The sequence below is a fragment of the Halioglobus sp. Uisw_031 genome (assembly GCF_047729875.1).
Classification (GTDB): domain Bacteria; phylum Pseudomonadota; class Gammaproteobacteria; order Pseudomonadales; family Halieaceae; genus Marimicrobium.
This window is the reverse complement of the sequence record NZ_CP159826.1, coordinates 2,356,347-2,381,045: the sequence shown is the minus strand read 5'-3', so window position 1 is coordinate 2,381,045 and position 24,699 is coordinate 2,356,347. Positions and strand designations below refer to the sequence as shown.

Annotated in this window: 24 protein-coding genes; 20 read left to right on the top strand and 4 right to left on the bottom strand. The window is 53.2% G+C overall.

Annotation, left to right across the window (positions count from 1 at the left end):
• The first annotated feature begins 34 nt into the window (after positions 1-34).
• The 12 genes from ABXT62_RS10795 (at position 35) to ABXT62_RS10740 (ending at position 14,072) form a co-directional block, all read left to right on the top strand.
• Positions 35-1,210, top strand: coding sequence for an acyl-CoA dehydrogenase family protein (locus tag ABXT62_RS10795; RefSeq protein ID WP_415355295.1), 1,176 nt, complete (start codon positions 35-37; stop codon positions 1,208-1,210).
• A 45-nt stretch (positions 1,211-1,255) separates the two neighbouring features.
• Entirely contained in the window at positions 1,256-2,047 is a 792-nt protein-coding gene (locus tag ABXT62_RS10790; RefSeq protein WP_415355294.1) for an SDR family NAD(P)-dependent oxidoreductase, read from the top strand.
• 69 nt (positions 2,048-2,116) lie between these two features.
• Complete coding sequence (locus tag ABXT62_RS10785) at positions 2,117-3,241, top strand: CaiB/BaiF CoA transferase family protein (RefSeq protein ID WP_415355293.1); 1,125 nt, start codon at positions 2,117-2,119, stop codon at positions 3,239-3,241.
• A gap of 26 nt (positions 3,242-3,267) precedes the next feature.
• Positions 3,268-4,056 carry an enoyl-CoA hydratase/isomerase family protein gene (locus tag ABXT62_RS10780; RefSeq protein WP_415355292.1) on the top strand — a complete coding sequence of 263 codons (789 nt, stop codon included), beginning with the start codon at positions 3,268-3,270 and terminating at the stop codon, positions 4,054-4,056.
• A 21-nt stretch (positions 4,057-4,077) separates the two neighbouring features.
• A complete protein-coding gene (locus tag ABXT62_RS10775; protein ID WP_415355291.1) occupies positions 4,078-4,848 on the top strand; it encodes an enoyl-CoA hydratase in 771 nt (256 codons plus the stop codon).
• A gap of 76 nt (positions 4,849-4,924) precedes the next feature.
• Positions 4,925-6,454 carry an acyl-CoA carboxylase subunit beta gene (locus tag ABXT62_RS10770; RefSeq protein WP_415355290.1) on the top strand — a complete coding sequence of 510 codons (1,530 nt, stop codon included), beginning with the start codon at positions 4,925-4,927 and terminating at the stop codon, positions 6,452-6,454.
• Positions 6,454-7,473, top strand: coding sequence for an AraC family transcriptional regulator ligand-binding domain-containing protein (locus tag ABXT62_RS10765; protein WP_415355289.1), 1,020 nt, complete (start codon positions 6,454-6,456; stop codon positions 7,471-7,473). Before ABXT62_RS10770 ends, ABXT62_RS10765 begins: the two co-directional genes overlap by 1 nt.
• 43 nt (positions 7,474-7,516) lie before the next feature.
• Positions 7,517-8,287 carry an SDR family NAD(P)-dependent oxidoreductase gene (locus ABXT62_RS10760; protein WP_415355288.1) on the top strand — a complete coding sequence of 257 codons (771 nt, stop codon included), beginning with the start codon at positions 7,517-7,519 and terminating at the stop codon, positions 8,285-8,287.
• A gap of 5 nt (positions 8,288-8,292) precedes the next feature.
• Complete coding sequence (locus ABXT62_RS10755; protein WP_415355287.1) at positions 8,293-9,228, top strand: MBL fold metallo-hydrolase; 936 nt, start codon at positions 8,293-8,295, stop codon at positions 9,226-9,228.
• A gap of 141 nt (positions 9,229-9,369) precedes the next feature.
• Positions 9,370-10,824 (top strand): flavin-containing monooxygenase, encoded by a 1,455-nt coding sequence (locus ABXT62_RS10750; protein WP_415355286.1) that lies wholly within the window; start codon positions 9,370-9,372, stop codon positions 10,822-10,824.
• A 184-nt stretch (positions 10,825-11,008) separates the two neighbouring features.
• Complete coding sequence (locus ABXT62_RS10745) at positions 11,009-11,650, top strand: glutathione S-transferase family protein (RefSeq protein ID WP_415355285.1); 642 nt, start codon at positions 11,009-11,011, stop codon at positions 11,648-11,650.
• Between the two features lie 58 nt (positions 11,651-11,708).
• Positions 11,709-14,072, top strand: coding sequence for a PEP/pyruvate-binding domain-containing protein (locus ABXT62_RS10740; RefSeq protein ID WP_415355284.1), 2,364 nt, complete (start codon positions 11,709-11,711; stop codon positions 14,070-14,072).
• Between the two features lie 166 nt (positions 14,073-14,238).
• Here ABXT62_RS10740 and ABXT62_RS10735 read toward each other — a convergent pair whose 3' ends face one another.
• Positions 14,239-14,814, bottom strand: a complete 576-nt coding sequence (locus tag ABXT62_RS10735; protein ID WP_415355283.1) for a hypothetical protein — start codon at positions 14,812-14,814, stop codon at positions 14,239-14,241.
• A gap of 107 nt (positions 14,815-14,921) precedes the next feature.
• Positions 14,922-15,713 carry an SDR family NAD(P)-dependent oxidoreductase gene (locus tag ABXT62_RS10730; RefSeq protein WP_415355282.1) on the bottom strand — a complete coding sequence of 264 codons (792 nt, stop codon included), beginning with the start codon at positions 15,711-15,713 and terminating at the stop codon, positions 14,922-14,924.
• 98 nt (positions 15,714-15,811) lie between these two features.
• Between ABXT62_RS10730 and ABXT62_RS10725 the strand changes: the two genes are divergently transcribed.
• From ABXT62_RS10725 to ABXT62_RS10710, 4 genes are all read left to right on the top strand, one after another.
• On the top strand, positions 15,812-16,561 hold the full coding sequence (locus tag ABXT62_RS10725; protein WP_415355281.1) for a substrate-binding periplasmic protein: 750 nt from the start codon (positions 15,812-15,814) through the stop codon (positions 16,559-16,561).
• A gap of 59 nt (positions 16,562-16,620) precedes the next feature.
• A complete protein-coding gene (locus tag ABXT62_RS10720) occupies positions 16,621-17,658 on the top strand; it encodes a phosphotransferase family protein (RefSeq protein ID WP_415355280.1) in 1,038 nt (345 codons plus the stop codon).
• A 395-nt stretch (positions 17,659-18,053) separates the two neighbouring features.
• On the top strand, positions 18,054-18,731 hold the full coding sequence (locus ABXT62_RS10715) for a hypothetical protein (protein WP_415355279.1): 678 nt from the start codon (positions 18,054-18,056) through the stop codon (positions 18,729-18,731).
• Positions 18,732-18,753: 22 nt separating this feature from the next.
• On the top strand, positions 18,754-19,806 hold the full coding sequence (locus ABXT62_RS10710; protein WP_415355278.1) for a transporter substrate-binding domain-containing protein: 1,053 nt from the start codon (positions 18,754-18,756) through the stop codon (positions 19,804-19,806).
• A gap of 142 nt (positions 19,807-19,948) precedes the next feature.
• Here ABXT62_RS10710 and ABXT62_RS10705 read toward each other — a convergent pair whose 3' ends face one another.
• Together ABXT62_RS10705 and ABXT62_RS10700 are read right to left on the bottom strand one after the other, a co-directional pair.
• The gene (locus tag ABXT62_RS10705) at positions 19,949-20,323 is read right to left on the bottom strand and encodes a hypothetical protein (protein WP_415355277.1); all 375 of its coding nucleotides are present in this window, start codon (positions 20,321-20,323) and stop codon (positions 19,949-19,951) included.
• A gap of 26 nt (positions 20,324-20,349) precedes the next feature.
• Positions 20,350-21,255: a VOC family protein gene (locus tag ABXT62_RS10700; RefSeq protein ID WP_415355276.1), complete on the bottom strand. Its 906-nt coding sequence runs from the start codon at positions 21,253-21,255 to the stop codon at positions 20,350-20,352.
• A gap of 248 nt (positions 21,256-21,503) precedes the next feature.
• Here ABXT62_RS10700 and ABXT62_RS10695 point away from each other — a divergent pair, with 248 nt between their 5' ends.
• Genes ABXT62_RS10695 through ABXT62_RS10680 form a run of 4 tightly spaced genes read left to right on the top strand, consistent with a single transcriptional unit; the run spans position 21,504 to position 24,696 of the window.
• Positions 21,504-21,944 (top strand): Zn-ribbon domain-containing OB-fold protein, encoded by a 441-nt coding sequence (locus tag ABXT62_RS10695; RefSeq protein ID WP_415355275.1) that lies wholly within the window; start codon positions 21,504-21,506, stop codon positions 21,942-21,944.
• Between the two features lie 11 nt (positions 21,945-21,955).
• Positions 21,956-22,471 carry a Zn-ribbon domain-containing OB-fold protein gene (locus ABXT62_RS10690; RefSeq protein ID WP_415355274.1) on the top strand — a complete coding sequence of 172 codons (516 nt, stop codon included), beginning with the start codon at positions 21,956-21,958 and terminating at the stop codon, positions 22,469-22,471.
• A 3-nt stretch (positions 22,472-22,474) separates the two neighbouring features.
• A complete protein-coding gene (locus ABXT62_RS10685) occupies positions 22,475-23,533 on the top strand; it encodes a thiolase domain-containing protein (RefSeq protein WP_415355273.1) in 1,059 nt (352 codons plus the stop codon).
• Positions 23,533-24,696, top strand: a complete 1,164-nt coding sequence (locus ABXT62_RS10680; RefSeq protein WP_415355272.1) for a thiolase domain-containing protein — start codon at positions 23,533-23,535, stop codon at positions 24,694-24,696. The genes ABXT62_RS10685 and ABXT62_RS10680 overlap by 1 nt, the downstream gene beginning before the upstream one ends.
• The last annotated feature ends 3 nt before the right edge of the window (positions 24,697-24,699 follow it).

Below are 24,699 nucleotides of genomic sequence, written 5' to 3'. Positions count from 1 at the left end.
TACCGTTTATTTGTCCGCATGGGAGCTGGACTGTATGTTGCAACGAGAATTCACTGAAGAGCAGCACATGTTCCGAGACGCCTATCGGAAATTCCTCGCAGTAGAGATTGTGCCACAGATGGAGGCCTGGCGTGAGGCTGGAATTGTTGACCGTGACGCTTTCCGTAGAGCCGGTGAACAGGGCTTTTTGATGGTCTGGCCGGATGAGAAGTACGGTGGCATGGGCGATACTGATTTTCGTTTCGAGCAAATTATTATCGAAGAGACGTCCTATGCGAGGGTGGGTGACTGGTATAACTCGCTACATAGCCGTCTGGTGGGTCCGTATCTCACGCGTTTTGGCAGTGAGGAGCAGTGCCAGAGATTTTTGCCGGGTTGTGTTCGTGGTGAGATTATTTTGGCCATTGCCATGACTGAGCCCGATGCAGGTAGTGACCTCGCTGGAATGCGTTCGACGGCCGTCGAAAAAGAGGATCATTGGGTGCTAAATGGCTCAAAAACGTATATTTCTAACGGTATCAATGCCGATCTTATCATCGTTGCCGCCAAGACTGATCCGGAAAACAACCCCCACGCTATGACCCTATTTCTGGTCGAGCGGGGCATGGAGGGCTTTGAACGAGGCCGCAATTTGAAAAAAATGGGTATGAAAGCGCAGGATACCGCCGAGCTATTTTTTAATGATGTGAAAGTGCCTAAGGCCAATGTCCTAGGGGAGCCTGGAAAGGGTTTCATCTATCTTATGGAAGGGTTGGGGGAGGAGCGCTTGATTGGCGCTGCAGGTTATATAGCCTGTGCCCAGTTGTCTTGGGACCTCACGGCGGACTATGTGAAACAGCGCAAGGCATTTGGCAAGCCAGTGGCAGCCTTTCAGAATACCCAATTCAAGTTGGCTGAAATGCGCATGCAGCTGGATATTGCTCAGAGTTATGTCGATCAGTGTGTTCGAGCCTTCGCGGCCGGTCAGCTCACTGCAGTGGATGCTGCTAAGGCAAAGCTGGTCACTAGTGAGCTGGCGGTTGCCGTCGCCGACTTGGGGGTTCAGCTGCATGGTGGTGCCGGTTATATGGATGAATACCCAATAAGCAGGCAGTATACTGATGCAAGAATTACAACCATTTATGCGGGCAGTTCTGAGGTGATGAAAATCATTATCAGCCGGGATTGTCTCTCAGAGGGTTACACACCCTTTAACACGCGTAATTTTTAGATTTCTAATACACGACAATTAACCCACTAGCTTAGGAGAATTTATATGGACTTAAAAGATAAAGTAGCCGTCATTACCGGCGGAGCATCTGGCCTCGGTCGCGCAACGCTAAGACGTTTTGTCGCGAATGGAGGCAAGGTCGCCATCTTCGATATGAATGAGGAGAAGGGCAATCAATTGGTAGCGGAATATCCCGGTATGGTGATTTTCTGTAACGTGAACGTGACCAGTGAGGAATCAGTCGCAGCGGGTATTGCCGCGACGATTGAAGAGTTTGGCGCGATTCACATTTGCTGTAACTTTGCCGGCACGGGTAATGCAATGCGAACTATGGGCAAGAAAGGCCCGTTCCCTCTGGACGAATTCAATCGCATTATCCAGATCAATTTGGTGGGCACGTTTAATGTGCTGCGCCTGTGCGCTGAGAAAATGTCTACCAACGACGTTTTGAATGACGATGGTGGTCGGGGTGTTATTATTAATACCGCCTCGATTGCAGCTTATGAGGGCCAGATCGGACAAGCGGCCTACTCGGCGTCTAAGGGTGGCGTGGTTGGCATGACTCTGCCTATAGCACGTGACCTAGCAGTGCTGGGCATCAGGGTAAATACCATTGTGCCAGGATTGATTGCGACGCCGCTGATGATGGGCGGTGCTGAAGAAATGTCGCCTGAAATCGCAGAGTTCTTGAAACCGCTAGCGAGCCAAGTGCTGTATCCCAAACGCCTTGGTAAGGCAGATGAGATCGCCCAGTTAGCGCAGCAGTTGGTAGAGAACGACTACATCAATGGCGAATGTATTCGCATGGATGGCGGTATCCGAATGCAGCCTAAGTAAGAGGTTTGCTCCATAGCGTGTCGGCCATAGTGCCGGCACGCGTTAAAATTCAAGTATGGGAGACGACCAATGGGTCCGCTGAATGGTTATACAGTGATTGAGCTCGCGGGTATTGGGCCGGCCCCGATGGGCGGAATGATGCTCGCCGATATGGGTGCGGAGGTGATTCGTATCGACCGCGCCGGCGGGATGGTGATGAAGGACGTTAGCACCCGGGGCAAGAAATCGGTGGTGGTCAACCTTAAGGACCCGAATGGTCTGGAAACCCTGCTGCGTATGGTGGAGAACGCCGATGTTCTCATCGACCCATACCGCCCGGGTGTGTGTGAAAAGCTGGGCATTGGCCCTTCTGTGTGTCTCGCTCGCAACCCCAAGCTTATTTTTGCACGCATGACCGGTTGGGGCCAGGAAGGGCCGCTGGCACAAAGCGCGGGGCATGACATTAACTATATTTCAATTACAGGTGCTTTGTACGCTATGGGTCGCAAAGGTGAAAAGCCGGTGCCACCCTTAAATCTCGTTGGGGACATGGGCGGCGGTGGTATGCTGCTAGTGAATGGTGTGCTGGCAGCGTTGCTGGAAACCGCTAACTCTGGCAAGGGCCAGGTTATTGATGTGGCAATGGTGGACGGCGCGGCACAGCTGATGTGGATGTTCCACAGTTTCGAAGCGATGGGTTTGTGGGACGCTACCGAACGAGAATCCAACATGCTGGATGGCGGGGCGCATTTTTATGACACCTATGAGTGTGCTGACGGCGAGTATATCTCTATAGGTTCTATCGAGCCGCAGTTTTACGCATTGTTAAAAGAGCGGGCAGGATTGACCGAGGAAGATTTCGGCGCTCAGAATGATCAGTCGCAATGGTCAGCAATGAAGAAAAAGCTAACCACGGTGATTAAACAGAAAACACAGGCGCAGTGGTCTGAGATTATGGAGGGCACAGATGTTTGCTTTGCACCCGTGCTTAATTTTCTCGATGCACCAAAACATCCAGCAAATATAGCGCGTAATACCTATATAGAGGTGGACGGACTGGTCCAGCCTGCGCCAGCTCCGCGTTTTGGTCGCACACCTTCGGAGGTGCGACACGGCGGCCATGATGTTGGACAGGATACCGATGCAGTACTCACGGAGATGGGTTTCGGTGAACAGGAGTTGGCAGGCCTCAGGGCTGGCGGCTCAATCGTATGATGATAACTCTTTAGAAGGTGTGCGCGATGAGTACGTATGAAACGGTTATGGTAGAACGCCAAGGTTCTGTCGCGGTAGTCAGCCTGAACCGACCCGACAATCTCAATAGTTTCAATAAAACCCTACGTCGTGACCTATTGCTAGCAGTGCGCGAGGTCAATGGCGATGACAGTGTGCGGGTGGTGGTAGTGACCGGTGTCGGGCGCGTTTTCAGCGCGGGAGCCGACCTGGCAGACGTCCCAGAGGATGCATTGACTTTCCGGGTTGAGGATCAACTCAATGGCGAGTACAAGCCAGTGCTGATGGAAATCCACGAGGCGCACAAACCCTGGATCAGCGCAATCAATGGCGCCTGCGCCGGCATTGGAAGCGCTTTGGGCATGGTCTGCGACCTGACAGTGATGGCAGAAGATGCATTCATCTACCAGGCCTTCGCCGCCATCAGCCTGATACCGGATGGTGGTGCGACTTGGCACTTGGTGCGGACACTGGGTCGCAAGCGCGCCTATGAGGTGATCGTCACGGGTGAGAAAATCCGCGCTGAAAAATGTTTACAATGGGGCCTGTGCAATCGAGTGGTCCCGGCTGATAAACTGCTGGAAGACACTCTCGCTTGGGCACAGGAAATCGCGGGCAAAGCGCCCTTGTCTCTGCGTTATGCCAAACAGGCACTGAACGCTGCGATAGAAGAGTCCGTCAGTGACACAATTTCTGGAGAGGCTAAATTGCAACATATCTGCATGGGTAGCGAGGATGCACAGGAGGGCGTGGCGGCCTTTCTGCAGAAACGTAAGCCTGAGTGGCAGGGGCGCTAAAGCAACCTCAAGGAGAGTTAAATGACGGAACTGCTGCTGCAACGAGAGGACGGTTACGCTGTCCTGACGCTCAATCGCCCCGACGCTAGGAATGCGTTGTCCCCGCAATTGCTGCTCGATCTTTGTGATGCCTTCCGCCTGTTGCAGGACGAGAGCGATATCTATTCTGTGATTCTCACGGGTGCAGGTACGGCGTTTTGTGCAGGTCTTGATCTCAAGGCGATGGCGGAAGATGAGTCCGGTCTTGGCGTGTATGCCATTCACGCGCAACACGATATTACCGCAGCCATGACGGCTTTTGACCGACCCATTATAGTGGGGGTGAACGGTGTCGCTGCCACCGGCGGTTTCGAACTTGCATTGATGGGTGACATCCTGCTGGCCTCTTCAGGCGCGCGCTTTGCCGATACGCACTGTCGCGTTGGCTTGGCGCCGGGTTGGGGATTGTCCCAGAAGCTTGCGCGTATCATTGGGCCGAGTAGAGCGCGCGAGGCGCATTTTACCGGCAACGTTATATCTGCACAGCAGGCGGAAGCGTGGGGTCTAGTGAGTCGTGTAGTGGCTCCAGAGGATCTGCTCGACGCGTGTCGCCAGGTCGCGACGGATATTGCGAGCTGCGTGCCGGAAACAGTAAAGGTCTACAAGAAAATGGTAAACGAAGGCTTGCAGACGGATCTGGCTGCGGGGCTGGCCATGGAGCGCAGTGTGATGACCGATGTTAATCAACGCGTGTCGGGCGATGTTATCGCCAATCGCCGGTCCGGTGTGCAGCAGCGCGGCAAGAATCAGTAATTCAGCCAGTCGCCTGTTCTTCAAGCAGTGGCTATCCGCGTTATAATATTACGCTAGGATCTATGCGGAGACATCGATGGACGGTGACATAAGGCCTGAACTGGAAGCGTTGCGCGAGCGCATAGAACGCACTCTTGATGCAGCTCGGTCAGAGGCGCGCGCCAAACGCCACGCCAAGGGATATCGTACCGCTCGAGAGAATGTTGCGGACTTGGTCGACGAGGGTTCATTTCAGGAATACGGACAACTTGCCGTAGCGGCGCAGCGCAGTCGACGCGAGTATGAGGATCTGCAGACCAGTACTGCGGCGGATGGGATCATCACGGGGACCTGTACTATTAACGCGGGTCTGGTTGGGCCTGATCGCGCGCGTGCAGGCATCATTGTCAACGATTACTCGGTACTGGCCGGCACGCAGGGCTTTTTTCATCACCGCAAACTGGATCGTATCTGTGAGTTGGCCCGTGAGCAATCATTGCCCTTGGTGATGTATACCGAAGGTGGCGGAGGTCGTCCGGGTGATACCGATGTGACCACCCAAATTGCCGGCCTCAATATTAAGTCATTCAGTACCTGGGCCGCACTTAGCGGTAAGGTGCCACGTATCGCTGTGAACAATGGATATTGTTTTGCCGGTAATGCCGCATTGTTTGGTTGTGCCGATTTTTGTATCGCCACGCGTAGTTCATGGATCGGTATGGCAGGTCCGGCCATGATCGAAGGTGGCGGTTTGGGTAAGTATGAGCCCACTGCTATCGGCCCTATCGAGGTACAGGAGAAAAACGGGGTTGTCGATATTGTTGCTGAGGACGAAGCGCATGCGACTACTCTGGCGCAACAACTGTTGTCCTATTTTCAGGGTGCAGTGTCTCAATGGAATACTGTTTCTCAAGAGGTGTTGCGTGATGCAATACCCGAGGATAGACGCTGGAGCTATCCCGTGCGGGACATTATTGAAACTATCGCGGATACCGGTTCGTTCTTGGAATTGCAGCGTATTTACGGCCGAAGTATTATTACCGGTTTCATTCGACTTGAAGGAAAACCCATTGCCCTGATCGCCAACGACTGCCAGCAACTCGGTGGAGCAGTGGATGCAACAGCTTCAGAGAAAGCCGCGCGCTTCTTGCAAATTTGTGATGCATTCTCTTTGCCTGTGCTATCGCTCACTGATACCCCGGGGTTTATGGTGGGCCCTGATAGCGAGGTGCAGGGCGCGGTGCGACGTATGTCTTCCCTGTTCCTGGCAGGCGCAAAACTGCGGGTTCCCATGGTGGCGATATTTTTGCGCAAGGCCTATGGCCTTGGTGCAATGGCGATGACCGGCGGAAGTTTTGTCGCTCCGGTGTACGCCGCTGCCTGGCCAACGGGTGAGGTAGGCGGCATGGGACTGGAGGGGGCGGTCAGACTGGGCTTCAAAAAAGAATTGGAAGCACTCGACGATCTGGTCGAGCGTGAACAGCTTTTTCAGCAACTGGTCGCACGCATGTATGAGGTGGGCAAGGCTTCGGAAGCGGCCTCTTATTTGGAAGTGGATGCTGTTATTGATCCCGCTGATACGCGTGCGGTGGTACTGCGGGCACTCGCCGCTGCGAGAACCGGCTGATGTCTGTGATGGCTGGCAGTAGCGTTTATGTGCTGTGCCCGAAGGCCGTCGTGCAGGCTGCTAGCGCGCTGGGGGTGGATAGTGCGGTATTGCTGCGCGATGCGGGAATCAGCCAGGACCTTCTCAGCGCGCCGGCAGAGCGTATTCCGCTGGCAAATTACATGGACTTATACCGCATGGCGGCTGAGCGCAGTGGTGATCCAGATATTGGTTTGTATGTTGGACATATCATTTACTTCACGGGCATGAATCTGCATCTGTATATGACAACGATCTGCCGTAATTTGAAGGAATATTTTAATGTCATTCCCAGCACCATTCGAATAAGGGGTGATACCGGGCGGGTGTTGATTCGCCCAGAGGGAGAATTTATCCGACTTGAGTGGCATCCGCTCAGTGAGGAAACAGCCACATGGCGGCCACTGGTTGACGAGATGCTGAAGTCCTCCGCTGAAATTGTGAGTGCTATTTGTGCGTTACCCGTTCCCGTGCGTGCCGCCGAGTTTTCCTATCCTGCACCTGATGATACGCGCGCACTAAAACGGACGTTTGGTTCTAACCTCAAGTTTGGTTGTGAAGTGAGTTGTCTCTATTTTTCGCGAGAGGTGGTGCGCTATCCGCTGATTGACGTTGGCTTCGAACTGGGCGCCGATTTTTGGGCTGGCCCTCGCTCGGTGTTCGATGAGCCTCTGACCGTGGATCCTTTTTTGCGTGACACGCGCATCGCCATTCGCCGTGCGCTGCCAGGAGGTGCCTTGACTATCGACAGCCTTGCATTGGAATTAAGCGTCTCTCGGCGAACACTCCAGCGTCGTCTCAGTGCACTGCAGTCAAGTTTCAAGACGATGTTACAAGATGTGCGTGAGGAACAGTCCCGACGCTATCTCGACGATCCGCGATTGGCAGTTACTGAAATAGCGTTATTGTTGGGTTATTCTGATCAAGCATCGTTCTCAAACGCTTTCAAGTCTTGGTGTGGCTGTGCTCCCACGGAGTATCGACAGCGCAGCGACGATTGAATGCATTGTATTGAATGTTAATCTGAACTATGAAGAGGAAAACATGAAGAATCTTTTTGATGTAAACGGAAAAGTGGCGGTGGTTACCGGCGGCTCCCGCGGTATCGGGGCTATGATTGCGCGCGGTTTTGTTGAGAATGGCGTGAAAACCTATATTACTGCGCGTAGGGAAGAAGAACTGCAGGCCACGGTAAGCGAACTGGCCCAAATAGGGCAGTGTATAGGTATTCCCTCGGACCTATCGACTATGGACGGTGTGATCGCTTTTGCGGCAGCGGTCAGCGCCGCTGAAGAAAAGGTGCATATTCTGGTGAATAATGCGGGCACTACCTGGGGTGCGGATATCGATGTATTCCCTGAAAGTGGCTGGGATAAAACCATGGACCTCAATGTGAAATCATTGTTTTTCCTTACCCAGAAATTATTGCCCGCCCTGCGCTCAGCTAGCGCAAAAGACGACCCTGCGCGCGTTATCAATATTGGATCGATCAACGGACTAACCCACCCGCATATGAATAACTACGCCTATTCTGCTAGCAAGGCGGCGGTGCATCACCTGACGCGGCATCTTGGAGCGGATCTCGCTCCCCAGGGCGTGAATGTTAACGCTATCGCCCCCGGTTTCTTTCCCAGCAAAATGACGGCTCACCTGCTGGATCATGAGTCCGAAATGGGGGCACTGTTTCCCTGCGGTCGCCTCGGCAACGCGGAGGATGTAGCGGGCACGGCTATCTATCTGAGCGCCCGCGCTTCTGCCTGGTTAACCGGTCAGACCATTGCACTGGACGGCGGAGCCGTCGCTGCCTCCGGATAAGACTGTTGACATACACTTCCCTTGATTTCGGTATTACCTGCATCGACGCTGAATATGTAGAGCATGGTACGGCCTGTCTTTACCTGATGCAGGAAGGCGATGAATGCGCGGTACTGGAGACTGGCACCTGTCACAGTGTCCCTGCTCTTGAGCAACTTCTGCTTGATCGGGGTATTGGTGTTGAGCAAGTGCGATATGTGATTCCCACACATGTGCATCTGGATCACGCAGGGGGTGCGGGCGCGATGATGGCGACATTTCCTACGGCGCAGTTACTGATCCATCCGCGCGGTGCTCGGCATATGGTTGATCCCCAGCGACTCATCGCCGGCGCTACACAGGTGTATGGGGCCGATCTCTTTCGCCAACTGTACGGTGACATCCAGCCTATTGATCCTCTTCGCATTCGGCAGATGGAGGACGGCGAAAAGGTCTCTCTGGCGGGAAGGCCACTGGAATTTCGCCACACACGGGGCCATGCAGAGCACCATTTTTGTGTGTGGGATGAGGCCAGTCGAGGCTGGTTCAGCGGTGATATGTTTGGTGTGTCTTATTCCTGGTGTCGATTTCCTGGTGGGGACTTCGTGATGCCCTCGACCACGCCCAATCAGTTTGACCCGGAGGCCTATCTTGCTTCGATTGAATTGTTGGGTAGTTATACACCGCAACGATTGTATCTCACACACTACGGAGAACTGGAGTATTCCTATGAAAAGGCCCAATTGCTGGCGCAGCAAATAGAGGTGTATTCCAGGTTTGCCACTGCTGACGCCAGCGATGAAGTGCGTCTATCGCAGCAGCTAAGTGATTACGCAATGGGTTTGGTGCGTCAGTTGGGTGCGTGTGAAGATGAGGTCGAGTTGCGGGCTCGACTCGGGTTTGACTTGCAGCTCAATGCACAGGGTTTGTGTGTGTGGCAAAAACGCCTGCAGGGTCATTGATCGCGATATCGGACGGGCTACTTAAGGTCAATCACGAATGTTACCGTGCCAAAGTATTGAACGCGGCCGCATAATAGTTCAAAGTACATCTCGCAATTATCCTGTGAACAAGACCCTGCTGGGCTTAAAGAGAATAGTGGTATGCCGAGTGCTAACTTTGTGGATGTGGTGATAGTGGGTGCAGGGCTGTCCGGCATCGGCAGTGCCAGGCATCTGCAGCGCGACTGCCCAGATCGCACCTTCGCTTTGCTGGAATCCAGAGAGACCCTAGGAGGCACCTGGGATTTATTTCGATATCCCGGCATACGTTCCGACAGCGACATGTACACACTGGGTTACACCTTTAAGCCCTGGCTAGATAGCAAGTCGCTCGCCGATGGCCCCTCAATACTGAGATACCTCCGAGAGACGGCGACTGAAACCGGTGTGGATAAACACATCCGCTACAACCACAAGGTACTCAGCGCCAGTTGGTCGTCTGAGTCCTCCACATGGACGGTCAGTGTCCAGCGTTCCGATATGGATGACGTTATAGAGTTCGAGTGTAATTTTCTTATGATGTGCGGAGGTTATTATGACTATGAGCAAGGTCATACGCCCGAATTTTCCGGTCGGGATGATTTTAAGGGGCAAGTGATTCACACTCAGCACTGGCCTGAGAGTTTAGATTACAAGGCAAAGAAGGTCATTGTTATTGGCAGTGGCGCCACTGCTGTCACGCTGGTGCCTGAGCTGGCTAAAACGGCCGCGCAAACCATTATGTTGCAGCGCTCCCCTACCTATGTGGCTTCGATTCCGGAACAGGACTCCTGGTCCGCGCGTTTGCAAGGCGTTCTGCCCGCCTCATGGGTGTACCGCATTGTGCGTTGGAAGCGTATTTTGCTGCAGATAGCGGTATTCAATCTTTCACGCAAACGGCCGCAAGTGGTAAAGAAATTGTTACTGGGTCAGGTACGTGAAGCGCTCGGTGAGGGTTACGATATCAAGACGCATTTCACTCCGAATTATGACCCCTGGGATCAGCGTTTGTGTGCCGTGCCTGAGGGAGATTTGTTTACTGCAATTGCGGAAAAGCGCGCTGAAGTAGTCACTGACCATGTCGACTATTTCACCCCAACTGGCATTCACCTCAAATCCGGCAGGGATCTGGATGCAGACATTATCGTATTGGCCACGGGTCTGACGATGAGGTTTATAGGGGGCACAACATTAATTGTCGACGGGGCGGTTGTGGATCCTTCTACACTTTATGTCTATCGGGGCATGATGCTGTCTAATATTCCTAACCTGGTACAGGTATTTGGCTATACAAATGCTTCTTGGACACTCAAGTCTGACCTTACGGGCCAATATGTCTGTCGCCTGCTAAATTATATGCGAAAGACGGGGACGACGATGGCCGTGCCGAAGGTTGCCTCTGCTGGACTCGAAGAGGAGCCAATGCTCGATTTTAGCTCGGGCTATATCTTGCGAGCTGTTGAGGAGTTTCCGAAACAAGGTAAAAAGCTACCTTGGCGCGTTTATCAGAATTTCATAATAGATTTTATCAGCTTGCGTCTGAGACCTCTTGCAGACACGGTGCTTAAATTTAAGTAGACGGATCATGCAGCCAGAATTTTATGTTTGATGCTTTAAGAACTTTAAAAGGAGTAACGCTGATCTCAGTATCGATGCGATATGAAAAGCAGTTCCAGCAGGTGCAGGGCAAGCACATTGCGCCAGATGGTATTGGGCGAGCCGTGTCACGGTGGGTGGACCCTTTGGAAGACGGAGGAGTCCTATGATTATTTTGCACGGCGCGTCCGCGTCGCCGTTTGTGCGCAAAGTGTTGGTTGCATTGGCACTCAAGGAGCTGCCTTTCGAGCAAATTCAGCAAATCCCGTTCACTAAGGATCCGGTGTATCGGAATATCAATCCGTTGGAAAAGATACCGACACTGCAGGACGGAGAGCTGACCATTTGTGATTCAACGGTTATTTGTGAGTATCTCGAGGACGCTTATCCTCGGCCAGCTTTATATCCTGATAATGCCGTTGATAAGGCAAGGGCTCGCTGGTATGAGGAGTTAGGAGGTACCCGAGTGGCGGAACTGGCAGCGGGAATTTTTTTCCAGCGCTTTATGCGTCCGATGGTGCTCAAGCAGGAGGCTGACGAGGAATTAGTTAAAAAAATTATCGAAAAGCAGCTGCCGCCAATTCTTGATTACCTCGAGGCTCAAGTGCCGGCAGAAGGCTTCATTTTTGGCGATTTTATGATCGCAGATATCAGTCTGATGAGTCCTTTTGTGAATGCTGGCTATGCGGGCTACGAAATTGATAGCGCACGCTGGCCTGTTTTCTGTGACTTTGTAGAGAGAGTAAAATCTCATCCGGTTGTCAATCAAATATTAGTGGCGGAAGCCGCTTTGATGGGACGCGGCTGAGAAGCTTCCCCCTTTTTCTATTGAAACTATACCTTTGGAATATGAGGCCATAACTATTGTGACGACTGAAATTTGTACACTGGCGGATATCACTGACGCCAGTGCGGGCGGCAAGGCCTATGGGCTTGCGAGATTGTTAGCCATGGGCTTGCCTGTTCCGCCTGCCTTTGTGCTGCGCAATGCTTGTGCTGACGCCTTTCCTGACAGACTAGACCAAGCTTATCGCGATCTAGGCAAGGAGGCAGTCGCTGTGCGCTCATCGGCTCTGGGCGAAGACGGCACTGATGCATCGTTTGCCGGTCAGTACGACACCGTGTTGAATGTGCGGGGTCCGGAGGCGCTGCGCGAGGCCATCCAGCGCTGCGTGGCTTCCGTCTCAAATGAACGTGCTCGCAGTTATCTGCAGGACCAGACTGGCAGTGACACCGCCACAATGAATGTTGTGGTGCAGGCCATGGTGAACGCCAGAGCAGCCGGTGTTGTATTTACCGCAGACCCAGTAAGCGCTAGACGTGATCTGTTGGTGATTGATGCCGTTGCGGGCCTGGGAGAGGCTCTTGTAAGCGGTGAGGCTACCCCCGATCACTACGGTGTGCATACCAGTGGGAGCATCGTGCGACGACAGTTGACGGCAGCTGAGCCCTTGCTTAGCGATGGAGAAATACTGTTGATAGCGAAGGGCGCCCGGGCGGCCGCGGCTCATGAAGGCCAGCCTTTGGACTTGGAATGGGCAATAGACCAGGATGGCACCTTATATTGGTTGCAGGCTAGGCCTATTACCACCTTGCCCGAAGATCTCAACGAATTTGATACCGTGTTGCCGCGTCCGGATGATGTGCTAACGATTAGCAACGTGAGTGAGATGATGCCCGGTGCGGTATGTCCTTTGACAGGCTCTTTCACCGGCTGGGGTATCGATTACGGCTTGCAGCATATGCAGGTCGCAGTGGGCGCGAGGTCGGGTATCCAGAAAGACTGGCAGATTACCGCCTGGGCCTATGGGCATCTTCTTCTTAATCTGTCAGGCAATGTTGTGATGTCTTCCGCTGTACTGGGTTCTACTGTGGAGCAAACGGGCCAGGCTCTGTGCGGACGCATCATTCCAGAACTCAAGCCATTCCCACCACAGCCTTTTTTGCGTCGGGTGATCAATACGGGCAAACTGCTGGCCTATTGCCTGCGTGCTCCTGCAGTCGTTGACCGATTTGGTGACGAACTTAACGTATTTGTCATCCACAATGAAACCGACAGTAAAGCTATGTGGAGGGAGCTTGAGAAAAAATCTGCTTTCTTTGACCACGCTATGGCGGTGCATATCCAGTCCTCTGCATTATCGGGCTTTCTGTGCACCATCGTGGAGAATATGGTTTCTAGTAAATCCAATAATAGCACCAGTGAAGAGCAGGGTGAGGCGATACGTTTGCTGGCCGGTGCCACCGGGGTAGAGAGTGCCGTGATGCTGGAGAAATTGGACAGTCTCATCGATCGTGTAGTGGAGCATCCATCTGCGCAGCGGGCTTTTCAGCAGGCGACGGTCGACGATGCGCTGTTATGGTTGCGTAACGAACCGGCATTGGCACCGATATTCGCGACTTTTCTGTCCGACAATGGACATCGAGGATATCGTGAACTGTGTATGCGTGATCCAGCATGGCGCGATGATCCCTCGCCACTTATCCAAAGTATGCAAGCGTCCGTACATGCCCGTTTTGTAACCGGAGGACGAAAGCCCCTACTCAGTGCGAATATTGATTTTTCCAGTTTGAGTCGCGGCCTTCGTTGGGTGTTGCCCAAAGCACATAATGCCATTCGCCGGCGGGAGCATACCAAGTCTCAATTGGTAGAGGTTGCTCACCGGTTCAAGTCCGGTTTTCGCCATCTCGGGAAACTGTTGCAAGAAGAGGGCATGCTGCCCGACGCAGACTTGGTCAATTTTTTTAGCGTGAAGGAATTGCCCGGCTTTGTTTTACGCCCTGATTCTGCGGCAGTAGACCGTGCCATTGCGCGTCGAGAGGCGCTAATCTACCAGCAACAATTCGAATTCCCGGAAATTTCGGTCGGTTTGCCACAGCCAATGGAGGCGCGTGCGTCAACGATTACTGACGGTGTATTACAGGGTCGTCCAGCCTCGCGCGGTATTGTCGAGGGCATTGCGCGCGTAGCGATAACCTTGGCTGACGCGGCTAAATTGCAGCCGGGAGAAATTCTGATTACACCGATAACCGATATCGGCTGGACACCCTACTTTAGTTTGATAGGGGGTCTGGTGACGGATCTTGGAAGTTCGGTTTCTCATGGGGCCGTGATAGCCAGAGAGTATGGGCTACCGTGCATCGTCAATTCCCGTGAGGGGACACGCTTTTTTAACACGGGAGATCGCATTCGGCTGGATGGCGATAAAGGCACAGTGGAGCGTCTATGACGGACGAACTTTGTGATCTTGCTGGTGCTGGCACATGCGGCCCGCTGTGACCTTTGACGTTGTCATTCGACCTTTCGGCGAGACTTGGTAGGCCGAAAAGCTGGATCGACGGTATAAAAAAGGCCGCAACGTTACCGTTGCGGCCTGTGAAAAAGCTTTTTAGTACTTACAGAGCAGTATAGCTATACTTTTGACCACCCAGTGTCGCTTGATACATCAGGCCACCCTTGGCGATAGTGAAGATAGCCATACCCTTGTGGTATCCCCCCAGTGACGTTGTATCGGCATCATTCTTGCCACCGCTAAGACCGGTTGAAGCACCACCGCCAGTGTTGGCGCCCGCCGAGGCGGCCGCTGTGATCGCTACGGCACTAGCATCTGCGCTAAATTCAAAGTTTCCCGCGATGAAGTTGATCAGTGCATTCTCATTTTCAAAAAAGATAATTTGGCTAAAAGCTTGCCCACCAAGCTGAAATCCAATGGTCACTTGAGTCATATTAGAAGTGCCAATGGCGACACCATCCCGGTAGACTTTGCCTTCACCGAAAGCCCCGCCAATGCCGATGCCACCTTTGCCAATGGTAGGAAAGACTGCGTAACCGACGCTCTTATCAAAAAAGGTAGCGCTTTCTCCGGCGTTTCTAAAGGTTTCTATAGCGTCAGAGTACGAGTCTGCCTGTGCTGTGAGGCTTGCTAGGCTGAACAGTACGAACGCCATAGTTAATCTTATTAATGTCTTCATAGTGTTAATCCTTTGTGATTGTAGAGGGTCGGTGAAGTATTGAAGCATTGTGATCATGGCAAATGCGCTATACAGCGTCAAGTATTGTAGAGTCATTAGAGTCACTATTATACGTAAGAGACAGCACCTCCATCGATGCGTATGTTTTGGCCGTTGATAAACCCGGCGTTGTCGCTGCACAGAAAGGCCACTAGGTCAGCGACTTCCTCACGACTGGCGAGGCGCCCACAGGGATTGGGGAATTCCTCTGAGACAATGTGGGCCAGGATATCTTCCCAGTCGTCACCCCAGCCTTTTTTGCGCGCTCTCACGCGGTAGCCTGCCTCCAACTCTGGCGTGTGAATCAGGCCAGGAGAGACCGTGTTGACGGTGATTCCCGTGCCTGCCAACTCCTGTGTCAGGCTGACTCCGAGATTGGCCAGTGCACCCTTGGAGGCATAGTAATGAGGCATAATTTTGCCAGGTCGATGCGAGCCTATCGTGCCGAGGTTAACGATCCGCCCCCAGGCACGTTGTTTCATTTGCGGCACGATACCCTGCACCAATCGGGCCACGGACAGGACATTCTTCTGGTACATGTCCAACCAGTCTTCAGTGCTTGCAGAATCCCACTTCGCGAAAGCGGCGGTGCCGTAGTTGTTCACTAATATGTCGACGCTGAGTGCCTGCGATTGCAACTGTTCCAGCACTGCCTGACACCCGGCTTCAGTGGCAATATCACCTTCTACCCAAAAACTATTTTCCAAGGTCTTTGCAGCCTTGGCAGCGCTACCGTCACAATGATTGCTGTGGACAATGACGGTGACACCATTAGTTGAAAGCGTGCGGGCAATTACAGCCCCAGTGTTGCGGTCTGCACCGGTTACCAGTGCTGTCTTTTGATGGAATGTGAGTTGCATGGTGGCTGCTTTCCTGATGACTTCCATCGGAGTATTGGGCAATGTTACATTAACGCATTCAACGGATTATCGGTTCCGACTACTAAAGAGAGAATTCCATGTTGCGTAACGCCTTGCTCCTAATAGTGTTCTTTTTCGCTTCCCTAGGTGTCGCTGCCGAGGGACTCAAGGTCGGTATCTCGACAGATTATCCGCCATTGGCCTACAAACAGGAAGGGCGCATCGTTGGTATTGAAGCCGATAATGCCACGGCCGTAGGCGCGATTCTTGGCCGAAAAATGACCATGGTGGAAATGCCCTTTGAAAAGTTGATTCCAGCTCTGCAGGCGGGCGAAATTGACGTGATAATGTCTGGTATGAGCGTAACGTCTGCGCGTGGCGAGCAGGTTATCTTCACCGACTCTTATATGGAGGTTGGGCAGATGGCTATAATGCTGATGGATAACGCGGGACAGTTTTCTCAGCCCTGGTCGATCTACCGAAAGGGGGTGCGTGTGGGTGTAGAGCCAGGCACTACTGGCGCAGAATTTGCCAAGATTGAACTCGAGGAAGCTCAGATCAGCTACTTCAGCACTCCATCTGCCGCCTTTGACGGCCTCCGCAATGATGATATTGATCTCTATGTTCACGATGCCCCGACCAGTTGGCAGCTTGCAACGTCGCAAGATAATGAGGACCTACTCAGTCTGTATTCACCACTGACCAACGAACAGTTAGCGTGGGCTGTGCGCAAAGACGATGAGCGTTTAGCACAATCGCTGAATGCCGCCCTGCAGACAATGAAAGGCAGTGGAAGCCTGCGCTATATTCTCAATCGTTGGATACCCGTAACGGTTGAGGTACGCTAAGAAATGCCTGTTTTTTTACTGCATCTTTCACCGTTGGGCACAGTAAGAGGAGTGTCATTTTGCTGACACCGAAAAACGTAAACGATTTATCGTGTGAGTGGCTTTCTTCTGCGTTGGGGGCTCCTGTCTCCGGTTATAGTGTGATAGATACCCACACCGGCACCACCGGTCGTGCAGTGCTGGCACTGGAATATGAAAAATCGCTGGATCTTCCGTCCCGGTTGTTTGTGAAACTGCCCCCTGCAGATGAGTTGCAGCGAGCCTTTGTGACATCAAGCGGCATGGGCCGGCGCGAGACTCGTTTTTACGCAACCCTCTCCGGGGAGATTCCGGTACGCGTGCCGCACTGTTACTTTGCCGCCAGCGACGATGCGGGTGAAGAGTATATTATGCTATTAGAGCACCTGGAGGACAGCGGCTGTACCTTCAGAAACGCGAGAACACGCTATTCCGAAAACTACGTTCGGGAAGTGCTGGCAGCGTTCGCACGCTTCCATTCAGCTTATTGGGCTTCGCCACGTTTTGATTCTGACCTCGCCTGGGTGCAGTCTCCGGTGCAGCATGAGATTGCGCTGCCTCTTATCGATAAGGCTTTAAAGATGCATGCCTCTAGCATGCCATCGGTCTTTCGGGAGATGGGTGAGCTGTATCTGGACCGGACTGATGATATTCATCGGCTGTGGAATCGCGGAGAGCCAACGTTGATTCATGGTGATGTGCATGACGGCAACCTATTCTTCGACGCGGATGGTCCGGGCTTTCTCGATTGGGCGCTGGTAGCAAAGGCTCCGGCTATGCGCGATGTCAGTTATTTTCTGGCCGGCGTATTGGCTCCAGCAGATCAGCAAGCTTGGGGGTCGGGCATGCTTCATTACTACCGAGAGCAACTGCTAGCACTCGGTGCGCCAGCGCCGTCTGCGCAGCAACTTTGGCAACAATATCAGTGGCATGCGGCGTATGTCTGGGTTGGGTCGGCAGTGACTCTAGCGATGGGCGATGCGTGGCAGCCGGTCAATTATATGCTGGCGTCGCTGGACCGCCTGCATGCGGCTATGGAAACCTTGGGTTCGGTAGATGCCATTCGCGCTGCTGTCTAGTGGTCGCGTCACTAAGTCTAAGTGTTTTCATCCTGGTTAGCAGAGCGTATGAGAGAGAGTTCTCAATCTCTGTTCTGCCCAATGCGCGCACGCCGTCATCGTCTATTGGCCATCAAGCGCCTCGTCTGACATACTGTTGTTTATGCATGGCAATCTATGTTTGTGGTATGAAAAGATGAACGTAGGGAGTGATGCGAATTAAAAAATTCGTCCCCAGTAAAAAAGACTGTCTGCATGCCATTCCCCATTCAGACTCAACGACAACCACTAGAGTCTGTACTGTGACATCGGGACTGAGATTTCTGATTCATTATGGAGTCGCTGTTAGCCTTTTCTTTGCTGCTTCTGCTGCTTTTCCGGTCGCATATGCCGCTGATGCCTGCCCAGGACAGGGCGTGGCAGCGCAGCAGGGTATCGTCGGTTTTAATTCATTGATAGACGGGCAGCCGGGAACGCCGCTTTTGCCACAATTGACCGTAGTGCCGTCTTATAATTTTGAAGAAGAGAAGTTTGTAAACCAATTAAGCATGAGCGCAGTGCCGGCATCATCCGGGTTCTGGTGCCAGGCGCAATTTGAATTTTTCGCGCCAGTCGTCAAAGCATTTGATGGCGAGATTGACGTCGAGAAATCGGTCGCGGCAAGCTGGCAGCAGCGGTGGCTGATTGATGATGGTTCATTGCCGACCTTGTCAACCGTCGTTGAGGTGCAGGTGCCCTATGATGACTCCAATGCAAATACTGAAATTTCACTGATCGGTATCGTTGCTAAATCCACTGGGTGGGGTGCGGTTTATCTGAACTCGCTCGCCGTGTCGGAAGACGGTAGCGACTTCTCTTCGGTCGATTTTTCTGGCGTCATCGGCGCCAAACGCATCGTCAATGCTACGCTGGCGGTGTTTGCGGATATCACCATCGATGAAGATGGTCTTTATGCACTTGAGCTGTCTGCCGAGCGTGATTACAGCAATGGGTTATCGCTTGGCCCAGGCATCAGGCTGTTGCGTTCCGGCGATGGATCTAATGGTATAGATGTCTCGATCGGCATTATGATATTTAAGGTGTTTGGCGGTTAACGATCCGCCTAGGAGAATGGTTATGGGAATACGCGTCTATCTTGCACTGCTATTACTGTTCTGGTCCGTGCTGGCACCGGCGGAAACACTGCGCGTTGGCATCAAGGCGGTGCCGCCATTTGCCATGCCAGACGTGCAAGATGGCTGGACCGGAATTTCAGTGGAACTATGGCAGCGTATCGCGGTGGATTTGGGATGGCAAACCGAATGGGTGGTCATGGATAGTTCCCGCGCCCAGATCAAAGCCTTAGAAACGGGCAGTATCGATGTCGCGCTCGGAGCGCTATCGATGACGCGAGAACGGGAAGCGGTAATGGATTTTAGTGCTCCGTTTTATGCTACGCATCTTGCCATCGCTACCCCGGCGCAATATAGCAACTGGCGGGGTGTGCTGAAGGAACTGTTATCGCCAGCGTTTCTGAGAACAGTTGCTGTGCTGCTACTGTTATTGGTGGCAGTGGGTGGCTTGTTATGGCTAGTCGAGCGTAAGCGCAATCCTCAGGAATTCGGTGGTTCCGTTATGCAAGGCATCGGCAGCGGTTTCTGGTGGTCGCTAGTGACTATGACGACGGTAGGCTACGGCGACAAGGCCCCGGCGACCTTTATCGGCCGATTGCTGGCCACAATCTGGATGTTTGCCAGCATCATCATGATTGCCGGTCTGACCGCCAGCATTGCAGCATCGCTGACTGTTAACCAGCTGAATACGACGGTGCGTAGCGTTCAGGATCTAAACCAGGTCAGGTCCGTTGCCGTGAGCGGTTCTACGGGTGAGCAATATCTGCGCAAGAATGGTATTCGCATGCAGTTGGTCACCACGGCCGCTGAGGGGCTGATGCTGCTAAGGGAGGGTGACGCGGAGGCGCTGATCTACGACGAAGCGCTGCTGCGTTACCTGTTGAAGGATGCTGCGCCGGGGATCGAAATCCTGCGGCAGTCTATCCAAATGGAGTATTATGCTTTTGGTATGAAGTCCAGTTTTGTTCATGAGGAAAAACTCAACCAGACCCTGCTGGCGTATACCAGTGACAGCCAGTGGAAGGAAATTCTCAATCGTTATCTGGGGCAGCACTGACGAGCAGATGCTCTGGATGCTGACCATCGAATTCTGCGCGTCATGTTGGCACAATAAATCGTCATGCCATCGGTCTAAGTACAGGGCAAATAAAAGGGCTGGCGTGACGCAACGACGTTATCGGTGACTTGGGGAGGGACACCTACTCTAAAGAAATCATAACCGCCAAAACATCGCCATTGAGAGGCCGGGCTCCATGTCCTTTCCCAGTGGTGTCTTCCCCCAGCAAGTGATCACCAATCTTGAAGGTTCTGGTATGTCCAGTGCTTGTCCAAATTTCGATTTCTCCCGCTAACACAACGAACAACTGTCTGCGAGGAGACACATGCATACCACTGCGCCAGTCTTCTGGGAAGCGCATCCACGAAACGTTTGTCGCCTCAATTGGCGCTGAAACATCCAAAGCCGGGGCGGGAGGAGCGAATTGTATCGACGTCATATCGAACTCAATGTCTTCGAAGTGACTTTCGCCCTCCGCATCCGCATATAGGCGAGGACACTTGATCGTGTTTGGCATAGCTGCGCAACCTCTATTGAAACGGACTAGTCATCCATGCCCGGAAAGCGGTATTCGTGGCCCCACAGGTCGCCTTCGATACTGACGGTAGGCACATAGTTCTCCCAGTCGATCAGAAGACCATCGTAGCCATACTCTACCGCGATACCGCCGGGTGCGAGAATGTAGACAGAACACATATTGTCGTTAACATGGCGACCCAGCGTTGCCAGAAAGTGGCAACCTGCTTTTTTTGCGCGGTCCATGGCACGGCCTACCTCATCCATAGTCTCTGCCTCCACCATGATGTGCACGACGCCCAGAGGATGCGGACCATTGAGCAGGGCAACGGAATGTTGGCGCGGGTTGTTGGCGTGCATAAAGTTGATTTTCAGTCCGTCCATTCCAGGCGGATACAGCGTATCGGTAAGGCCGGTGCCAATAAACCGCGTGTAAAACGCTGTGGTCGCCTCAATATCCGGGGCGGGAAGTACGCAGTGGCCGAAGCCCATATCGCCTGTCTGCTGGTAGGTGGTCACAAAGCCAGAGACGCCGGCGGGAGAAACCAGCGGGACGTAGTCCAGCTTTCGGCCCCAGTAAAGTTCTAACGTATTGTCAGCAGGATCCTGAACGGTAGCGAATGCGGTCACATAACGACGCTGAGCCTCCTCGGCAGAGCCCAATACAACGGCATGGCCCGCGCCAGTGAGTTCATCAAGCGTAGTTTGCCACGCCGCTTCGGATGGGTATTCCAAGCCAGTGGCGATCAGTTGATCAGTCTCGCTCGACTCAATCATGAAACGAAAGGGGTGGTCGTCCATGCGCAGAAATTGGGCGCCGGCGTCGTCCGCAATCTGCGCGTCCATTAGCCCCAGTACCGTGGTGCCGAAGTCCATCCATGCTGCAGTGTCTGTTGATGCAATTCTCAAATATCCTGCTGCTGAGACTGACATAGTGTTGCTCCTGGTTTATCTCTGTTAGGTGGCGTTGCTGTCGCCATTATCGACGATTTCCTATTGTTGGGACAACGAGTACTCGTATTTTGCTTCCGCTGGTATACGTAAAGCAACCTTATCACGCGGAAAGTGATCCGATGATCTGAAATGTCATGTTCACATGATCCTTTGCGTCATTGAGAAGCAACGGGCGCTCACTGATACTACTTGACCTGAATTCATTCCCACCAAGGAGGGCTGTGACTGTGTCGCAACCAGAAGTTCTCAACCAGGCGTTTGAGCTTGGGTATACCTATACGCGTTCCACCGGTCCGGTAATTGGCCGCTTCCTGACTGAGCTCAGAAACCGCAACATCGTTGGCATCAAGGCCAGTGATGGCAGGGTCGTGGTGCCGCCCATGGAGTACGACCCCAATACCGCGGAAGCGCTCAGTGAGTTCGTCGAGGTTGGCCAGCAGGGGGAGATCGTCAGTTTTGCCTGGGTTAAGGAGCCTCGCGAAGCTCATCCCATGGATGTGCCCTTCGCTTGGGCGATGATCAAACTCGACGGCGCTGACGTGCCTATGATCCACTGCGTGGCTGCTATAAGCGAAGATGCTGTCGCCACGGGTGCTCGGGTGCAGGCGGTCTGGGCCGATGAAACGATCGGCTACATTACCGATATTCGCTGCTTCGAACTGGTTTAGGAGAGCACGTTATGAGTGAAGAACAGGAAGTAGTGACCGTCGTAAAAGCGCCGGTCTATCTGAAGTATAATTTTACGGCGGGCGCGGCGCCGGCGCGTTTTCTCGCGCAGATCAAAAAGGGCGTGTTGACAGGTCAGCGCTGTCCCAAGTGCTCTGCGGTCTATGTGCCCCCGAGAGGCTCTTGCGGGGGTTGCGGCGTGGCCACTGAAGAAGAGGTCGTGCTGTCCAATAAAGCGACGGTACAATCATTCACCATTGTCTATATCCCTATCCCCAATAACCCGATTCAGCCGCCCTATATTATTGCCAACGTGGTACCGGATGGCGCCAATGTTTCCTTCATTCACCTGATGAGTGAGTGCGTCAATGAGGATGTTCATATCGGAGCGCGCGTGGAAGCGGTGTGGAAGCCGAAAGAGGAATGGGGTTTTGCTATGGACAATATCCGATATTACAGGCCGATCGATGAGCCCAATGTGCCGGTGGATCAGATCGGTAAACTACCTGTAACCGGTCTGGAGGGCTAACCTATGAAAGAAATTGCAATAGTGGGTTTCCAGCAGTCTAACAGCGTGTCTGATGCTGGAGCGGTGAACGAAGTTGAGATGATTATGCCTGTGCTGAGCCGTGTCTTTCAGCAAGTGGGTATCAACAATGCTCAGGACGTGGGTTTCGTCTGTTCCGGCAGTTGCGACTATCTGCAGGGTGCAGCCTTTGCCTTTGTGGCCGGTGTTGATGCTCTGGGTGCTGTGCCTCCGATCAAGGAGTCGCATGTTGAGATGGATGCGGCATGGGCGCTGTATGAATCGATACTGAAAATTCGGATGGGTCATGCTGACTCTGCGCTGATTTATGGCTTCGGCAAGTCTTCACCGGGTGAACTGCCTATTGTCATGTCTCAGCAGCTCGACCCTTATTACCTTGCGCCCCTTTGGGTCGACAGCATTTCGCTGGCTGCACTGCAGGCACGCCTGATGTTGGATCAGGGTTTGATTACGGAACGTGATATGGCTGAAGTGGTATCTCGGTCGCGCCGCAACGCTAGGAATAATCCGCACGCACAACTCGCTGGCGACGTTGCACCCGATGATGTGCTGGCACAGGAAATGTATCTGTCACCGCTGCGCAAGGCGGATATCTGCCCGGTATCAGACGGCGCCAGTGCGATGATCATCGCGACTGTCGAGAAGGCAAAGGAATGGGGTCTGCCGTACGCGATTATCAGTGGCATTGATCACTGTATTGAAACGCACAACCTCGGGATGCGTGACCTCACTGATTCAGTGTCTACCCGCACCGCAGCAAAACGCGCCGGTATGGGCGCAGGCCCGGTAGAGGTTGCGGAGCTCTATGCGCCCTTTAGCCACCAGGAAATTATCCTTCGGCGTGCGCTTGGCCTCTCAGACGAAACCAGTATCAACCCGAGTGGCGGTGTGCTGGCCGGAAATATGATGATGGCGTCTGGCCTGTCGCGGATCGGCGAGGTGTTTAACCGTATTGTCAGTGGTGAGGTGCAGCGCGGTATTGCTCACGCAACGTCGGGCCCTTGTCTGCAGCACAACCTGGTAACCGTATTGGAGAAAGCGTAATGGCTAATTTGGCAGCGGTGGTCGGCATTGGCCAGACCAAATACATGACCAAGCGTTTGGATGTTTCGATTGCCGGTTTGGTGCGTGAAGCAGCGGTAAACGCTCTGCAGGATGCGGACCTCACATGGGACGATATTGATGCAGTGATTCTTGGTAAGGCCCCTGATATGTTCGAAGGCGTTATTATGCCAGAGACCTATCTAACCGATGCATTGGGCTGTAACGGTAAGCCGATGTTGCGGGTACACACAGCCGGTTCCGTGGGAGGGTCAACTGCGCTAGTGGCGGCATCTCATGTGCAGAGCGGTATGTTCAAGCGTGTCCTGACAGTGTCGTTCGAGAAACAATCTGAGTCCAACGCGATGTGGGCGCTGTCTAACCCGCAACCATTTTCTACCCATCTTAATGCGGGCGCAGGCGGTTATTTTGCGCCTATTATTCGAGAATATATGCGTCGTTCAAACGCCCCATATGACGTGGGCATCAAGGTTGCAGTAAAAGACCGTCTGCACGGTGCGCGTAACCCGCTGGCCCATTTGCAGAAGCCGGATATCACCATGCAGGAAGTGGAAGAGTCTTTTATGCTGTGGGATCCAATTCGTTTTCTCGAGGCATGTCCGTCATCTGACGGTGCATGTGCGATGATTATTGCGAACGAAGAGCTGGCAGACAAAGCGTCCAAGAAGCCTGCCTGGATTCGTGGTGTTGCCATGCGGTCAGAGCCGACTATGTATGCGGGTCGTGATGAGGTTAACCCTCAGGCTGGCCGCGACTGCGCAGCGGATGTCTATCAGCAAGCAGGCATTACCAATCCGCGTAAAGATCTTGATTGTGCCGAAGTTTACGTGCCGTTTAGCTGGTATGAGCCTATGTGGTTGGAGAACCTTGGTTTTGCGCCTGAAGGCGAAGGCTGGAAGTTGACTATGGAAGGCGCGACGTCACTGGATGAAGGTGGCGACATACCTTGGAACTGTTCCGGAGGTGTATTGTCGTCCAATGCGATCGGCGCATCTGGCATGATCCGTTTCGCCGAAGCGGCACGACAGGTGCGCGGAGATGCCGGGGATCATCAGGTCGAAGGAGCAAAACTCGCACTGGGTCACGCGTATGGTGGTGGTGCGCAGTTCTATGCTATGTGGGTTGTAGGTTCCGAGAAACCGTAAGAG

What these genes read in the sequence shown, in the direction of transcription:
- ABXT62_RS10785 (WP_415355293.1), top strand. Translation starts at nt 2,117, where the DNA reads ATGGGTCCGCTGAATGGTTATACAGTGATTGAGCTCGCGGGTATTGGG.
- ABXT62_RS10735 (WP_415355283.1), bottom strand. Translation starts at nt 14,814, where the DNA reads ATGAAGACATTAATAAGATTAACTATGGCGTTCGTACTGTTCAGCCTA.
- ABXT62_RS10770 (WP_415355290.1), top strand. Translation starts at nt 4,925, where the DNA reads ATGGACGGTGACATAAGGCCTGAACTGGAAGCGTTGCGCGAGCGCATA.
- ABXT62_RS10765 (WP_415355289.1), top strand. Translation starts at nt 6,454, where the DNA reads ATGTCTGTGATGGCTGGCAGTAGCGTTTATGTGCTGTGCCCGAAGGCC.
- ABXT62_RS10725 (WP_415355281.1), top strand. Translation starts at nt 15,812, where the DNA reads ATGTTGCGTAACGCCTTGCTCCTAATAGTGTTCTTTTTCGCTTCCCTA.
- ABXT62_RS10710 (WP_415355278.1), top strand. Translation starts at nt 18,754, where the DNA reads ATGGGAATACGCGTCTATCTTGCACTGCTATTACTGTTCTGGTCCGTG.
- ABXT62_RS10750 (WP_415355286.1), top strand. Translation starts at nt 9,370, where the DNA reads ATGCCGAGTGCTAACTTTGTGGATGTGGTGATAGTGGGTGCAGGGCTG.
- ABXT62_RS10775 (WP_415355291.1), top strand. Translation starts at nt 4,078, where the DNA reads ATGACGGAACTGCTGCTGCAACGAGAGGACGGTTACGCTGTCCTGACG.
- ABXT62_RS10795 (WP_415355295.1), top strand. Translation starts at nt 35, where the DNA reads ATGTTGCAACGAGAATTCACTGAAGAGCAGCACATGTTCCGAGACGCC.
- ABXT62_RS10760 (WP_415355288.1), top strand. Translation starts at nt 7,517, where the DNA reads ATGAAGAATCTTTTTGATGTAAACGGAAAAGTGGCGGTGGTTACCGGC.
- ABXT62_RS10685 (WP_415355273.1), top strand. Translation starts at nt 22,475, where the DNA reads ATGAAAGAAATTGCAATAGTGGGTTTCCAGCAGTCTAACAGCGTGTCT.
- ABXT62_RS10790 (WP_415355294.1), top strand. Translation starts at nt 1,256, where the DNA reads ATGGACTTAAAAGATAAAGTAGCCGTCATTACCGGCGGAGCATCTGGC.
- ABXT62_RS10700 (WP_415355276.1), bottom strand. Translation starts at nt 21,255, where the DNA reads ATGTCAGTCTCAGCAGCAGGATATTTGAGAATTGCATCAACAGACACT.
- ABXT62_RS10690 (WP_415355274.1), top strand. Translation starts at nt 21,956, where the DNA reads ATGAGTGAAGAACAGGAAGTAGTGACCGTCGTAAAAGCGCCGGTCTAT.
- ABXT62_RS10730 (WP_415355282.1), bottom strand. Translation starts at nt 15,713, where the DNA reads ATGCAACTCACATTCCATCAAAAGACAGCACTGGTAACCGGTGCAGAC.
- ABXT62_RS10780 (WP_415355292.1), top strand. Translation starts at nt 3,268, where the DNA reads ATGAGTACGTATGAAACGGTTATGGTAGAACGCCAAGGTTCTGTCGCG.
- ABXT62_RS10745 (WP_415355285.1), top strand. Translation starts at nt 11,009, where the DNA reads ATGATTATTTTGCACGGCGCGTCCGCGTCGCCGTTTGTGCGCAAAGTG.
- ABXT62_RS10705 (WP_415355277.1), bottom strand. Translation starts at nt 20,323, where the DNA reads ATGCCAAACACGATCAAGTGTCCTCGCCTATATGCGGATGCGGAGGGC.
- ABXT62_RS10680 (WP_415355272.1), top strand. Translation starts at nt 23,533, where the DNA reads ATGGCTAATTTGGCAGCGGTGGTCGGCATTGGCCAGACCAAATACATG.